Source organism: Paraeggerthella hominis (assembly GCF_021044775.1).
Classification (GTDB): domain Bacteria; phylum Actinomycetota; class Coriobacteriia; order Coriobacteriales; family Eggerthellaceae; genus Paraeggerthella; species Paraeggerthella hominis.
The window spans coordinates 81,886-96,050 of record NZ_JAJNOQ010000002.1; the positions used below are offsets into that span (position 1 = coordinate 81,886).

Annotated in this window: 11 protein-coding genes; 1 reads left to right on the forward strand and 10 read right to left on the reverse strand. The window is 62.8% G+C overall.

All coding sequences use genetic code 11. The annotated features are described in order from the left end of the window. Positions 1-29: 29 nt before the first annotated feature. From LQE90_RS02630 to LQE90_RS02675, 10 genes are all read right to left on the reverse strand, one after another. Complete coding sequence (locus LQE90_RS02630) at positions 30-917, reverse strand: electron transfer flavoprotein subunit alpha/FixB family protein (protein WP_216529165.1); 888 nt, start codon at positions 915-917, stop codon at positions 30-32. Between the two features lie 17 nt (positions 918-934). Then, on the reverse strand, positions 935-1,693 hold the full coding sequence (locus LQE90_RS02635; protein ID WP_216529164.1) for an adenine nucleotide alpha hydrolase family protein: 759 nt from the start codon (positions 1,691-1,693) through the stop codon (positions 935-937). A gap of 182 nt (positions 1,694-1,875) precedes the next feature. Continuing rightward, complete coding sequence (locus tag LQE90_RS02640; protein ID WP_216529163.1) at positions 1,876-2,415, reverse strand: MaoC family dehydratase; 540 nt, start codon at positions 2,413-2,415, stop codon at positions 1,876-1,878. A gap of 30 nt (positions 2,416-2,445) precedes the next feature. Continuing rightward, on the reverse strand, positions 2,446-2,907 hold the full coding sequence (locus tag LQE90_RS02645) for a MaoC/PaaZ C-terminal domain-containing protein (protein WP_114566680.1): 462 nt from the start codon (positions 2,905-2,907) through the stop codon (positions 2,446-2,448). An 82-nt stretch (positions 2,908-2,989) separates the two neighbouring features. Continuing rightward, complete coding sequence (locus tag LQE90_RS02650; protein ID WP_216529162.1) at positions 2,990-4,537, reverse strand: class I adenylate-forming enzyme family protein; 1,548 nt, start codon at positions 4,535-4,537, stop codon at positions 2,990-2,992. Positions 4,538-4,588: 51 nt separating this feature from the next. Continuing rightward, complete coding sequence (locus LQE90_RS02655) at positions 4,589-5,746, reverse strand: acyl-CoA dehydrogenase family protein (RefSeq protein ID WP_114566682.1); 1,158 nt, start codon at positions 5,744-5,746, stop codon at positions 4,589-4,591. 123 nt (positions 5,747-5,869) lie between these two features. After that, positions 5,870-7,144, reverse strand: coding sequence for a CaiB/BaiF CoA transferase family protein (locus LQE90_RS02660; protein WP_216529161.1), 1,275 nt, complete (start codon positions 7,142-7,144; stop codon positions 5,870-5,872). 164 nt (positions 7,145-7,308) lie between these two features. Further along, positions 7,309-8,601, reverse strand: a complete 1,293-nt coding sequence (locus LQE90_RS02665; RefSeq protein WP_114566684.1) for an MFS transporter — start codon at positions 8,599-8,601, stop codon at positions 7,309-7,311. A gap of 1,309 nt (positions 8,602-9,910) precedes the next feature. Beyond that, positions 9,911-11,491, reverse strand: coding sequence for a hydantoinase/oxoprolinase family protein (locus LQE90_RS02670; RefSeq protein ID WP_216529160.1), 1,581 nt, complete (start codon positions 11,489-11,491; stop codon positions 9,911-9,913). Next, on the reverse strand, positions 11,491-12,609 hold the full coding sequence (locus LQE90_RS02675) for an S-methyl thiohydantoin desulfurase family protein (RefSeq protein ID WP_216529159.1): 1,119 nt from the start codon (positions 12,607-12,609) through the stop codon (positions 11,491-11,493). The genes LQE90_RS02670 and LQE90_RS02675 overlap by 1 nt, the downstream gene beginning before the upstream one ends. Before the next feature lie 496 nt (positions 12,610-13,105). Between LQE90_RS02675 and LQE90_RS02680 the strand changes: the two genes are divergently transcribed. Next, entirely contained in the window at positions 13,106-14,071 is a 966-nt protein-coding gene (locus LQE90_RS02680; RefSeq protein WP_216529158.1) for a DUF1177 domain-containing protein, read from the forward strand. Positions 14,072-14,165 lie beyond the last annotated feature (94 nt).

Consider the following 14,165-nt stretch of genomic DNA (forward strand, 5'->3'; position numbering starts at 1 on the left):
CTTCCCGCAGCCCCTTTCGCGCCGGCTCCCTACAGGGCTGCCGCCAGCGCGGGGAGGACCGTTTTGAGGTCGCCCACGATGCCGTAATCGCACTGCTTGAAGATGGGAGCGTTCTTGTCCTTGTTGATGGCGAACATGGTTCCGGCGCGGTTCACGCCCACCATGTGCTGCATCTGACCAGAAATGCCCACGCCCACGTACACCTTCGGCGCCAGCATCACGCCGGACACGCCGATGTAGGCTTCCTTCGGCATCCAGTCTACGCCCTCGGCCAAGGGGCGCGAGCATCCGCACTCGCCCCCGATCTTGGCGGCCAGGGCGCGCATGAGCTCGAGGTCGGCCTCCTCGGCGAAGCCGCGGCCGCCGGCCACGACCACGTCGGCGGCAGGCAGGTCAACGTCGCTGGCGGGCAGGTCCTTCTCGCCCGTGACGCGCAGGGCGCGCTCGGGGGCCTCAAACGCTGCCTCCTCGACGGCGTCGGTGCCCGTGGCGGCGGACTCGTCGAACACGCCCGCGCCCACCGTGTAGACGGCCAGGCTGCCGGCCGGCTTGCTCTTGCGCTGGCCCACGCCGCCGAAGTACATGGTGGTGGCCAGGCCGTCGGCGAACTCGATGACGTCGGTGACGGCGGCGGTCCCGGCGTGCGCGGCCAAGCGGCCCGCGAGCACCTTGCAGCGGCGCGTGGGCTCGACCAGCGCCACGGACGGGGCCTCGGCGTCGGCGATCGCGTTCACGGTCGCGTACGCGTCGTCGATCGCGGAGCCGGCGGGGACGTCGACGTGGACGACCTTGTCGGCGACGCCGGTCGTCGGCTCGACGCCGGGGGCTATCAGGACGACCTCGTCGGCCATCGTGCGGGCGCCCGCGCACAGGGCGCGCGCGGCGAGCGGGGTTTCGGCTATAACGAGTGCTTTCATTGCTGCACCAACCTTTCCTACAGGGCCGCTTTGAGGGCGGCTGCGAACTTTTCGATGTCGCCGTCGACGGAGGCGTCGAGGATCTCGAGCTTGCGCTCGGCCTGCTGGGGGGCCTTCGTCTCGACGATCTCGACGACGGCCGGGGCGGCCTCGGAGGCGGCTTCGACCGTGGAGGGCTTCTTGCCGGCGGCCAGGATGTCCTTCATGCCCGGGATGCGCGGCAGCGCGACGTCGGGGACGACGGACACGACGGCGGGCAGGTCGACCTGGACGGTCTGGACCTGGGACTCGAGCATGCGGTCGCACGTCGCGACGCCGCCCTCGACGGAGATGGCGCACACCGCCGTGACGACCGGCAGGCCCAGCGCGTCGGCCAGCTGCACGTCGACCTGCTGCGCGTAGTTGTCGGCGGAGCCGTCGCCGCACACGACCAGGTCGAACCCGCCCTGCGCGCCGACCAGCTTCGCGAGCATGGCGGCGGTGGCGTGCGCGTCCAGGTCGGCGCAGGCGTCGTCGGCGACCATGGCCAGCTCGTCGACGCCGCGGGCCAGGATGCCCTTCTTCAGCTTCGAGTCGTCGGCCTTCGCGTCGGCGACCGACACGGCGACGACCTTCGAGCCGTCGTGCGCGGCGGCCAGCTGGGCCGCGGCCTCCAGCGCGTTCAGGTCGTAGGTGGAGACGATGCGATGGGCCTTGGAGTCGTCCAGGCTCCTATCGGCAGCGACGACGATGTCCTGATCGTCGGCCAGAACTTTGATGGGAACGATGATGTTCATGGTATGACTATCCTTTCTAACTTATCGTCAGCATGCCGCGCGTGCGACATGGACGCTTCGACCAAACGGTTGGGTACCGCACAAAGCGGCTAGGCGATACGCAGCGGTTGGACCAAGCGTCCATGTCCGCAGGCGATACCGTGGCCGGCCGGGAAGGTCGGCCACGGTGCGCAGCGTTGCTGTTACTGCTGATGCTTGGCAGCGGCTTCCTCGAACTGCTTCTCGAAGAAGATCTTCTTGGCCAGGACCAGGTGATACTCGCCGGTCTGGAGAACGTCGCCGTTCTGGTCGATCATCGACATCTGGATGATGATGACGCCGCGCTCGGGCTTGTTGTCGTCCTTCGCAACAATCTCGGACGTGGTGTAGACGGTGTCGCCCACGGCCGGCATCTTCAGGAACTTCCAGTTCTTCGTGCCCTTGGTGGCAAGAATGGAGTTGTTCATCTTGGCCATCATGGGATCGGAGGGGTTGATGGAGGGCGTGAACGTGTAGATCAGCATGTGCTGAGCCAGCACGGTGTCATGGCCATGGGCCTTGCAGTACTCGAGGTCCATGTAAATGGGAGCCCACTCGCCGGAGATGCCGGCGAAGTTCAGGATGTCAGCCTCGGTGATGGTGCGACCCGTGGTAGCCGGCGTCTTGTGGTTCAGGGGCACGTCCTCGAAGAACCAGGTGTCCTTGAACTTGGCGTCGAAAGCTGCCTGCAGTTGCTCGTTCATAATGAGATCCTCCTCAAATGGTTGCTTGTGTTAGTTCTTCTTGGCGATGGAGTAGTAGCGCACGTTGTCGAGGCAGGTCGTGCCTTCCTGGTTGATGCCCAGGATGGAGATCTCGATGGTGCCCGTGCCGTCGCCGTTGTCCTCTTTGCCCACGATCTCGCACTCCAGGTGAATCGTGTCGTTGAAGAACACCGGGTTGAAGAACTTCACATGCTTGAAGCCCGTCAGATCGCCCAGAGTCTCGGCCGTAGCCGTCCAGAACTCCGTGCGCTTGAGCATGCCGCCCACCAGCGTCAGCGTGAGCGCGCCGTGAGCAACGTTCTTGCCGTACATGCCGGTCTTAGCAAACTCCTTGTCCAAGTGGACCAGGTTGTAGTCGCCCGTGATCTGCGCGAAGTTCACCACTTCAGCGTTGGTGATGGTGCGGCCACCGGGAGACTGGAACTTGTAACCAACCTCAACGTCCTCGAAGTACATCGGTGCTTGCAGCATTCTGACTCCTCCTTAATAGGTAGTGCTTCTTTGTATCGAATGCCCGCCGTCGGCGGCGGCGGGGTAATACCGTTGTTCGCGCTTATGCGCAAGGCTCATGCTCGGACAGCCCTTGCAGGCGCTGCTCAATGAGCTCTTTTCTTCTAATCTTGCCGAAATCGGTGCGGGGCATGCACTCGATGATCTCGAACGTCTTCGGGCACTTGTACCCGCTGATCTTCGTACGAAGAAACGCGCTCAAGTCATCGAACGATATCGACGATGCATCCATTCCCGCTTCAAGCTCCAGGATGGCATGCACGCGCCGACCCCACTCCTCATCGGGAATGCCGATCACCACGGCATCTTGAATGCCCAGGTAATCGAACAGGGCGTTCTCCACCTCAGCCGTGTACACGTTCTTCCCGCCGGTGACGATCATGTCCACCCGGCGGTCGGATATGTACAGATAGCCGTCGGCATCAAGCCAGCCCATGTCCCCCACGCTGCAGTAGCCCTCGTCATCGGCCGCTATGGACGGCGCCCCCACGTAATGCGTTATCAGGCCAGGAACCGGCTTGCCAAAGATCTCGCCAACCTGTCCAGCCGGCAGGACCTCGCCCTCCTCGCTCCTGATCTGGAACGCGCACCCCACGGGTCGTCCCACGCTGCCGCGATGCTCAAGCCACTCGTCGCCTCGAATGACGGCGGAACCCACCATCTCGGTTGCCGCGTACATTTCGTACACGCGATCCGCGCCCAAACGATCGATCCAGCCAAGCTTCACGCGGTCCGGGCAAGGCCCGCCGCTGTGGAACACCGCCTTCAAGCTGCTCAGGTTGCGCGTCGTAAATGACGGCTCGGCCATCATGCGCTCCATCATGGTGGGCACCAAACCAATGCAATCGATCTGGTGCTTCTCAATCAGCTCAAGCGCACGTGCAGCGTTGAACCGCTCCATCAAGTACACGGTCTGCCCGAAGAACAAGCCAATGTAGGTGGTGTTGTTGTACAGGTTGTGGAACAACGCGCCCGGCACCAGCTGTCGACCCCATGCAATCTGGCCGGTCATAGCCGTCCAGCTTTCCAGGTCGGCACCGCAGTACGCGGGTTTGATCCCCTGCACCACCAGCTTCGGCTTCCCGGACGACCCGCCCGTTGCCACCGCGCGCATCGGCGTGCAGGCGAAGAAGGGCAGGTTTTCGGAACCCTCCGGGAAGTCTCCGGCCATCCATTCACGCACGTCCTCTCGCGTAGCCGCACCGTGAGATCCTTCGAAATCCCAGTCCGACACAAGAAGACGGCAGTCGATCAAACCAAGCAGATCGCGCTTTTCAGAAGCGGTTCCCTTGGGGGGCATGAACACACAGCAGGCTCCCAGCTGCCAAGCCGCGATGGTGACCACCGCATGCTCGAGGCAGTTAGGCAAGGCAACAGCTACGAAGTCTCCTTCGGCCACGCCCTGGGCATGCAGGTGGCTGGCCACCTTCTCCACCGCCTCGAACAACTCTTTGCGCGACATGCTGCGCTCGGATCCGTTGTTGGCGACTTCGACCAGCGCCGTCTCATCTCCCCATGCTTCAGCAAGCCTTCTAAGCTGCTGGGCAAGATCGATGGACTTCTGCGGAATGCCTTCATGCCGTGAGCTCATAAACGTCAACCCCCCCTTCGAACCGTACCCTCCTGCAATGCGACTATCAGACTAGCGGTACTGCTTGAGAATTTGCGGAGCGGTGTTGAACACCATAACCTGATCGGAACCGCCCGCGATGCGGCAGCTGCGGATGTCAACGTAGTAGCGACCCACGCGATGGTCGCCCACCACGCCGATGCCAGCCAGGATCTGCACGGCGTCGTCGACCACTTCGCAAGTGGTCTTGGAGCAGTAGTACTTCGCCATGCCGGCCAGGATGCGCACGTCTTCGCCGTTGTCGGCCTTCCAGCACAGCTTGTACAGCATGTTCATCATGTTCTCGATCTTGCAGGCCATGTTCATGACCATTTCCTGCACCAGCTGGTAACGACCGATCTGCTGACCGAACTGCTCGCGCTGGTTAGCGTAGGCGCAAGCGTCCTCGAACGCGTTCACAGCCGTAGCGATAACGCCGGACACGTTGGCGATGCGCTCGCGGGTGAAGTTGTGCATGGTCTGCATGAAGCCGTTGTGCTCCTGGCCCAAGATGGCGGAGCGAGGCAGGCGCACGTCGTTCAAGAACACTTCGCAGATGCTGGTGGGAGCATCCTCGTGGCCCATCTTCGGAAGCTTGTTGATGGTCACGCCCGGAGTGTCGCGGTCGACCAGGAACATCGTAGCGCCGCGGTGCACGTTGTCCACGGTGGGGTCCTTGGCGATAACGATGATGGCCGGAGCCTCCATGCCGCACGTGGTGTAGTGCTTGCCGCCGTTGATGACCGCGGTGTCGCCGTCCCACGTGTAGGACGTCTGCATGCCGGCAACGTCGGAACCCGTCGAAGGCTCGGAGATGCCCAGAGCCAAGGGGGCGCCGCCCTCGATGTAGGGCTTGACGTACTTCTCGATCTGCTCGGGCGTTCCGAAGGCGCACACATCGAACATCGTGGGCATGCCCATGGAGTAGAACGCGGACAGCGGGCCGCCGTAGCGAGCGATGGTGAAGTTGGCCAGAGCAACCGTCATCAGGTCGACATCGGTGCCGCCAACCTCCTCGGGCAGACCAAGACCCGTAAAGCCAGCCTCAGCCATGGCCTTCCAGGCGTCCCAGGGGAACTCAGCGTTGCGGTAGCACTCGCGCTCCTTCTCGGGCGGGAACTCGCGCTCGAGAAGCTCCTTGATGCTCTCAAGAAGCAGTTCCTGCTCCTCGGTCTTGGAAAAATCGATCATTGGTGGTGCCTCCTTGGGCGTGTTGTTGCTCCGTGCGGGGGCGCGGGGAGCGCACCCCCGCACGGATCGGAAACGGTATTTCTTCGAACCGGCGTGCAGCCGCCGATCGTTCTTGCTTTGCTGCTATTCAGCGGCCTTCTTCTTGGCGGCAGCGGCGGCAGCCATCATCTTCTCCATGTTGTACTGGTCTTTGTTCCACTGGTCCTCTTCGGTCACGATGCCGCGCTCGCGCAGGTCGTCGATCTTGGCGTCGTCGAAGCCGTACTCCTTGAGGACTTCGCGGGTGAACTCGCCCGGATAGCCGCTGGCCACGAACTCAGCCTCGCCCGAAGAGAAGATGGCGGGAGCCTTGACGATGCCGATGTGCTTGCCGGAGGGATAGTCGATGCCCTGGAAGAAGCCGGCGTCCCAAGCCTGCTGGTCGTCCTGCAGGTCGGAGAAGTGCTGGCACAGGTCGAACGGGATGTCGGTGGTCATGAGCTTCTCGATAGCCTCGTCGCGCGTCACGCCGGCAAGAACCTCGGTGATGATCGGGGTGATCTCGGCGGAAGCGGCAAGCGCGGTCTGGTAGTCAGGCCACTTGGCGATGTAGCCCTCGTCCATGCCGAACGCATGCACGAACTCCGGCCAGAAGTTGTGCCACTGCAGGCCCATGAGCGCGATGGCCTTCTCGTCGGAGCACATGTACGGACGAGCCAGCGGCAGCACCGAGTTCGGATCCGTGGGATACTCGTCGCCGTAGGCAGCGGTCACGATGGGCACGCCCACGCTCCACATGCCGGCATGCATGAGCGCCACGTTGACGTCCTGGCCCTTGCCCGTGCGCTGCTGCTCGACGTACGCAGCCAGCACGGCCATCGCCAGGTAGGTGCCCGTGGGGATGTCGCCGAAACCGAAGTACGGGATCATGGGGTTGTCGCCCTTGATGGGGCAGTCCAGGTCGTAGCCAGCGCGCGCCGCGTACGAAGCAGCGTCGAAGCCGCCGCGCGGAGCCCACTCGCCCTTGGTGCCGTAGCCCGAGGTGGAACCGCAGATGATCTTCGGGTTGATGGCCGACAGGCTCTCGTAGTCAAGACCGAGCTTCTTGGAGTCCTTCGGGCGCAGGTGCGACAGGAACACGTCGCAGTCCTTCAGCATTTCCTTCAGGATGGCCAGACCCTCGGGGTTGCGGGTGTCCAGCGTGATGCAGCGCTTGCTGGCGTTGATGGAGTCCCAACCAGCCTGGTCGCCGTTGTAAATATGACGTGCAAGACCGATACCGCGGTTGCTGTCGCCAGTGGGCGGCTCAACCTTGATGACGTCGGCACCCCACTCGCCCAGGATGCGGCCGCCCATGGGAGCTGCCATGAACGCGGCGATCTCGATAACCTTCATGCCTTCCAGTAGTTTCAGAGCCATGATGCTTCCTCCTCTTTCTCAGGATGGATGTTTCGGCGATACCCCGACCGTTCGGGGTCGTCATGCACGGAGCAATGCCCCGCAGAAACCAAAGGGTGGTGGCGCGCTTCGGATGTGCGGTGCCGGATCGCGCGCCCGGATCCAGCACCGCAGGGGCGATGCGGTTACGCCTTCGGCATCCACATGGCCTGGACCTTCTTGCCGGTCTTGAAAGCCATGATCATGGAGATGGCGCAGACAACGATGAAGCCAAGGATCATGATGAGGGCCGGAGTGAAGCTGCCCGTGGCGTCGTAGATGAAGCCGTACGCCGGGATCAGGATCATGGAGCCGATGCCCGTGGCCATCATGACGATGCCGTAGATGGAGCCGAACTCTTTCTGACCGAACAGCGTGCCCAGAACCAGCGGGCCGATAACGCCCAGGGTGGCGGACAGGCAGCCGTAGAAGAACAGCGAGCCGAAGAACATGTACAGGTTCGTGCGGAAGAAGATCAAGCCGACCAGCGCGATGATGCCGCAGGCGCACGCAACCATCGTAGCCTTCAGGGGGCCCAGCTTGTCGGAGATCGTACCGAACACGATAGCAGCGATAGCCGTGCCGATCATGTACGCCGTCATGGCGAAGCCGCTGGTCACGGTGTCGAAGCCGGCCTCAATGGCAAGCGTGGGAACGATGGAGGCGAACGCCAGCGTGCCGGTGAGCAGCACCATGAAGATGAAGAAGAACCAGAACGTCGGGGTCTTCAGGGCTTCCTTCGAGGTCAAACCAGGCAGATTCTTGGCGGCAGCAGCAGCGGCGGCCGGGTCGGCAGCCTGAGCCTTCGCATCCTCTTCGGTAGCGCCCAGGGGCAGCGTGTTCTTCTGCTCGGGAGTGCGGAACAAGAACAGCGCAGCCGGGATGACAACCACCAGGGCAAGCACGCCCAGCACGATGTAGCCCATGCGCCAACCGGACGAAGCGATGATGGAGGAAACGACCGGCGAAAGGACGGCGGAGCAGATGGCAACGAAGCTCATCATGATGCCCATGGCCAGGCCGTTCTTGTCCTTGAACCAACGGTTGATCATCATCGGGCCCACCAGCTGGGTCACGAACACCGAGCCGAACGCCATGAGCGCGGCCAGCGCATAGAAGCCCCACACGGCGTCGACCAGGGACAATGCAGCGAAGCAGCCCGCTTGCACGATAACGCCCACGATGGTGACGATGCGGATGTCGAACTTGTCGAGCAAACGACCCGCGAACGGGCTCCAGAACATGGTGACGAGAGCGGAAATGGACGACATCATCGCCACTTCGCCCACGCCGATATGCATATCAGCGCTGATGGGCTGGAAGAACAGGCCCATGCCGCTGTTGATGCCGCCACGGCACAGACCCATCATCAGCAAAACGCCGACGAGGACGAACCATGCGAAGTGAATCCCCTTTTTCTTGGCTGTATTGGTAGCCATCGATTACCTCCTGTTGTGCGGACGCGTCCCCCTCCGGGTTCGTGTCCAACAATTGCTTCCAACGTTGTAGTACGTTTTCCACTCTGCGAATAAAGCTGCACGTCGATGCGGTTTCGAAGGATCGCTCGATGCGAAGCTTGATGCGCAGACGACACCGTGACATGCCCCATGCACGGTGGCCGGCCTTCCAGGAGCGTATGGCTGAGGTCCCTGACTATGAGTAGGATGGTCAAAACACGCGAAGTGACCTGCCAGTCGCCGAAAACGGCGGCATCTGAACAAGTTTCGTCTATACTTTGCGGTATCGATTCCTATGGCTTGGATCGGTCAGGGGGGTAAGCCGGTTCGTCTCCGGGAAGGTGTGGCGCTGCTACGCCATGCCTTCAACCCCTTTCTCTAGGCAGTCCGAATACAACATGGCCGGGGCCCTGCAAGGGCGCACGCGACCAAGGCATGCCTTCTCAAGCTATAAAAATGAAGAGTTTCGTTGCGGATGCTTCGCCGTAGTTAGCGGACGAGCAAGAAACGCGATGGGTTTGCAGAAGCGGAGCGAACAAAGCGGTTTCCTTCGGAAGCGTGAAACGCGAGAAGAACGCTTTGAACTGGCGGGGGCAACCTTTACGGTTCCAGGCCCATTTGCTCATGAGCATGCCCATCTTGGCTTGCCGTAAGCGATGGTTACGCTTGATATGCGACTTGACATCAAGAACAAACATATCAGTCCCCTAGAACGTTGCCCAGAGTCGAGGCCCGTTGCCTCGATCGATGGGTCATATAGTATCTTCCGACACATAATACGTCAACGCAGAATTTTATGTTCTTAAAAATATGTAGTAACTAAAGTATCGGCAGAATGCAGGGTGCGGGAACGGGCGATAAACGCAGGGACGGGGCCGATGCGCCCTTTGACCCGGCTCCGATTCTCCCTGCTTGCGCCGCTTCGTCGAGGTTCTGTCAAAACGAACGAGTTTTGCTGGTCCTCAAATCAGGATAAATACAGCAAGCAGCGTTCTGACCAGGCATGATGAAAAACACCCCTTGGCAACCTGCCCGCGAGAGGCGGAAAATCGCCGCAAAACTCGTCCGTTTTGACAGAATTGAAAAGCCCTGCGGCCAGATTGCCTCTGGCGTGAGACCGGCAAGGCCGACGAGGTTGGCCGGGCTGCCGTTTCAGACGGGCGCCTTAACCGGCGCCGCAGTGCAAGCGTCGATAAACGCAGGGGCGGGGCCGATGCGTCACCGGTCCCGCCCCTGCGCTTGAGAAGGCTCCGCGCACAGGCGGCGGAGTCTTCTTCGATATGAAAAGAGCCTACAGCATCAAGTCGCCGACAGCCTTCACGCGGATGCACAGCGCATCGCCCAGGTACGCCATGGGAACGTCCTCCACGTCGACCACTTCCACGGTGCTAGGGTTGGCGCCCGCTTCGATGGCTTCGTCGCATGCGCGCTGCTTCGATTCGGCAATCGCCTGGTCACGCGGCGTTTCGGACAACGAGAACACCTTGGCTATCTGGCCGGACACCTGCGCGATGGCCGAGCCCACGGCATTCGCCACGCCGAAGTTCTCCGGGCGCAGCACCTGGCCCGCACCCTCAAGCTCTTCGGGCGAAAGAATGGAGCCGCCGCCCACCAGGATGACGGTCACGTCGCCGGCAGAGGTCTTCATGGCGTCCACGGCGTCTTCGATGATGCGCTTGATCTCCACGTACGCCGCATCCACCAACGCAGCATCCAAGTGCGCCACCTTCGCAGGGTCGCCCACGCCATCAGCCAGCCCCTTGGCCACCACGATGTCGGTAGCGGTCAGCGTCTGCCCGCCGAAGCACAGCGCCTCGCGCGTCACCTTGTAGCCCACGCTGTCGGGGCCCACGGTCACGCGGCCGTCGTCCAGCTGCCGCACCAGCGAGCCGCCGCCCAGGCCCACGGACACCAGGTCGGGCATGCGGAAGTTCGTGCGCACGTCGCCAATCTCCACGGCCACCATGCTTTCGCGGGGGAAGCCATGTGCCAGCACGCCCACATCGGTGGTGGTACCGCCGATGTCCACCACTACGGCGTCCCTCTCCTGCGTCAGGAAGGATGCGCCGCGAATGGAGTTCGTAGGACCGCAGGCAATCGTGAAGATGGGATAGCGCTTGGCGTAGTCCACGGACATGAGCGTGCCGTCGTTCTGCCCCAGGTACACCGCCACGTCGGCCAAGCCCTCGGAAGCCAGCGCGGCCTCGAAGCTGTCGGCCGTCGTGCGCGCCACGTCGTAGAGCGCGGCGTTCAGGATGGATGCGTTCTCGCGCTCCAAGAAGCCGAGCGATCCGATTTCGGAAGACAGCGTAACGGGGAATTCCTCGCCCAGCTCCTCGCGCAGCACCGCCGCGGCGCGCTTCTCGTGCGCGTCGGAAACGGGAGAGAACACGCTGGTCACCGCAACGGACTCGAAGCCTTCTTCGCGGACGACGCGCGCAACCTCGCGAATCTCGTCCTCGTTGAGGGGGCTGATCTCGCGACCGTCGAACTCGTTGCCGCCGTGCACCAAGAAGTCGCGCACGCGCATGGCGCTCTTCAGCTCGTCGGGCCAGTCGGCCATGCAGCTGATGGCCGTGGTGGCCGGCGCACCCACGCGCAAAGCGGCAACCTTGTTGAGGCGCTTGCGCTCGACGATGGCGTTCGTGCAATGCGTGGTGCCCAGCATGGCGAAGCCGATGTTCTGAGCGGCCTCCATGCCAACCTGCGAGATCACTTCGTGCATGGCCGCAACGATGCCGCTCATGACGTCTTCGGTGGTGGGACTTTTGGTGGCGGCGACCAGCTTCAGGTCGCCGTCGATGATAACCGCGTCGGTGTTCGTGCCGCCGACGTCGATGCCCAAGCGCCACGTGCGCAACTGACCTGCCATTATGCCTGCACCCCCTGGATTTTCGTCGCCTGAGCCGCCGCTACGCGCTCCTCAAGCGGCACGTAGTCGATGTCGTAGCCGAACGCGCGCGGGCCCACTACGGCCAGGCCTTCGGGCGTGCGCCACTGCGGAGCGCACGGCATGCCCACCACAACCACGCGAGCGCCGTACTTGAGGCCTTCCGTGGTAACGGGCGCACCGGACTCCATGTCCAGCGACATGATAAGGTCGGGCGACGTGGTGACCGGCTGGCCGTCGCGCAACGCAATAAGGTTCTCGTTTTGGAACTCGATGATCAGCTGGCTGCCCTTGTCCTCGTCCAGGCCGTCCACGATGGCGCGCCCGCGCACGAACATGCCGTCGGTCTTGCGCTCCACATCCACCACTTTGCCGCGGAACAGGCGGAAGCCCTTGGTCACGCGCAACACGGCGTCAATGGGATCAGCGTGCTGCTCGCGCGCTTCGCGCATGGTGCGGCCGATTTCCTCGCACAGCGTGGGGGTGTCGGGAATGCAGAAGTCTTTGAGCTGCTTGCCCGTGCACGGGTACGAGGCCAAGATGGTGTAGCCGCCCATAACCGACGTGGCCTGGCGCGCGATGCGCTCGAGCCAGCGATCGTCGATGCCGCGCACCGTAACGGTGTTGCCCTTCTCGTCAGCGAGCACCGCCGGCTGGCCTTTCACGCCGTTGATGCCCAGCGTGGTCATTTGCAGTTCGGGAAACGCGCGCCCCATGAGGTCGCAGTCCACCACGGGAATCTGACGCGTCGCGCCCAGGATGAACGGGATGGTCGAGTTCACGCCGCCCGCTTCGACGGCGTAGATGGCGTAGGGCTCTTGCCCCAGCTCGTTGACCAGCTCGTCGTAGGTGGCCATGGGCTCGGCGCCGCTGCAAATCTTCTCCACCATGATGGTGGGCGCGCCCATCATCTGCGAAACGCACACCACTGCGTCATCGGGAACCTCGTCAGGCGAGATAAGCTCCACCTCGCCGTACTTCTTGATAGCTTCGATGGCCATAAGCTTGCCAACATAGGGGTCGCCGCCCCCGCCAGCGCCAAGGACGGTTGCGCCAAGCGCCATGTCCTCGATCTCTTTGATGCCGATCTTCCTTCTCATGGTGCGTGAGCCCTTTCTCCGCGTAGCGTTGACATGACCAGTCTGTCATTCGGATTGTAATAGAGCAAGCCGGCAACGAACGCGTCGAACTTGCAAAGTGCCCAACAAAGCACCCGAACAAGCTGCGTTTTGCGCTTCATGCTAGGGTTTCGCGCACGGCGATGGCCTCCCCGGTTTGGCCCGGGTTTGCTTTTGTGCTTCCATTTTCGGCCAGCTCCTTGCAAGTTGCCCGCATTGCTTCCATACTTGCTGCATGCAACTTCGAGTACACCGTTCTTGCGCAGCCCACAAGCGCGATACCGCCAGCTCAAAGGGAATCGAGGGCTCGTCACGGCTGCTGTGCGGCATCGTGCCCACACACCAACAACCAGACCTAACAGGGCCCCGGCGACGACCGCGCCGGACGGCGGCCGCAGGAAACAGTACCGATTGACGCGCAGCCAACGCCAATCGGTATGCACCACAGTTTGCCAGACCAAGAAAACAAGGAGACGCCATGATCCTGAAGCAGCTGATAGAGCTCTACGACATACTGGACTCGCCTGCCGCAAGCGGGCAAGCCGCCGTCGAGTACCTGCGCAGCATCGATCCCGCTTGCGATGCGGAAACCTACGTGCTGGAAGGCCCCAAAGGCGCAACCGACATGGTACGCGTGCGCATTCCGGGCTCGCAGGGACGCGCCGCGGGCGGCGACGCCCCCACCATCGGACTGCTGGGCCGCCTGGGCGGGCTGGGCGCGCGACCGGAGCGCATCGGCTTCGTGTCGGACGGCGACGGCGCGCTGACGGCGCTGGCCTGCGCGGCGAAGCTGCTGTCCATGCATGCGCGCGGCGACGTGCTGCCCGGCGACGTGTTCGTATCGACCCACGTGTGCCCGCATGCTCCCACGTTCCCGCACGAGCCGGTGGCGTTCATGGGCTCGCCCGTGGCAACCGCCGACGTCAACCGCGAGGAAGTGGGCGGCGCCGACGCGCTGGACGCCGTGCTGGTGGTGGACACCACGAAGGGCAACCGCATCATGAACGATCGCGGGTTCATGATCTCCCCCACCGTCAAGCAGGGTTGCATCCTGCGCGTAAGCGAAGATCTGGTGTCGCTTGTCGAGATAGCAACCGGACGACGCGCCCGCACGTTCCCGCTGACCATGGCCGACATCACGCCGTACGGCAACGGGCTGTACCACCTGAACTCCATCCTGCAGCCGTGCACGGCAACCGATGCGCCCGTCGTAGGCGTTGCCATCACCACCGAAACGGCGGTGCCCGGTTGCGCGACCGGGGCCACGCACCTGACCGATCTGGACGAAGCGGGTTCGTTCATGATCGAGGCGGCCAAGGCCTTCGGCGCGGGCAAATGCTCCTTCTACGACGCCGACGAGTACGCCCGGTTCGTAGAACGCTACGGATCGATGGCGCACCTGCAGGGAATGGGCGCGCTGCCTGCCGTAGACCCGCAGGCGTAAACTCGCTGCAGCTAAAACGGATGCCCGCGAACGACAGCGCTTTCGAGCAAAGTCGCTTCGCGGGCATCGCCGCTTGCAAGCATCTTCGCCCGAA

Excerpts from the sequence above, each read along its gene's own strand:
- LQE90_RS02630 (WP_216529165.1), bottom strand. The coding sequence starts at position 917 with ATGAAAGCACTCGTTATAGCCGAAACCCCGCTCGCCGCGCGCGCCCTG.
- LQE90_RS02635 (WP_216529164.1), bottom strand. The coding sequence starts at position 1,693 with ATGAACATCATCGTTCCCATCAAAGTTCTGGCCGACGATCAGGACATC.
- LQE90_RS02640 (WP_216529163.1), bottom strand. The coding sequence starts at position 2,415 with ATGAACGAGCAACTGCAGGCAGCTTTCGACGCCAAGTTCAAGGACACC.
- LQE90_RS02645 (WP_114566680.1), bottom strand. The coding sequence starts at position 2,907 with ATGCTGCAAGCACCGATGTACTTCGAGGACGTTGAGGTTGGTTACAAG.
- LQE90_RS02650 (WP_216529162.1), bottom strand. The coding sequence starts at position 4,537 with ATGAGCTCACGGCATGAAGGCATTCCGCAGAAGTCCATCGATCTTGCC.
- LQE90_RS02655 (WP_114566682.1), bottom strand. The coding sequence starts at position 5,746 with ATGATCGATTTTTCCAAGACCGAGGAGCAGGAACTGCTTCTTGAGAGC.
- LQE90_RS02660 (WP_216529161.1), bottom strand. The coding sequence starts at position 7,144 with ATGGCTCTGAAACTACTGGAAGGCATGAAGGTTATCGAGATCGCCGCG.
- LQE90_RS02665 (WP_114566684.1), bottom strand. The coding sequence starts at position 8,601 with ATGGCTACCAATACAGCCAAGAAAAAGGGGATTCACTTCGCATGGTTC.
- LQE90_RS02670 (WP_216529160.1), bottom strand. The coding sequence starts at position 11,491 with ATGGCAGGTCAGTTGCGCACGTGGCGCTTGGGCATCGACGTCGGCGGC.
- LQE90_RS02675 (WP_216529159.1), bottom strand. The coding sequence starts at position 12,609 with ATGAGAAGGAAGATCGGCATCAAAGAGATCGAGGACATGGCGCTTGGC.
- LQE90_RS02680 (WP_216529158.1), top strand. The coding sequence starts at position 13,106 with ATGATCCTGAAGCAGCTGATAGAGCTCTACGACATACTGGACTCGCCT.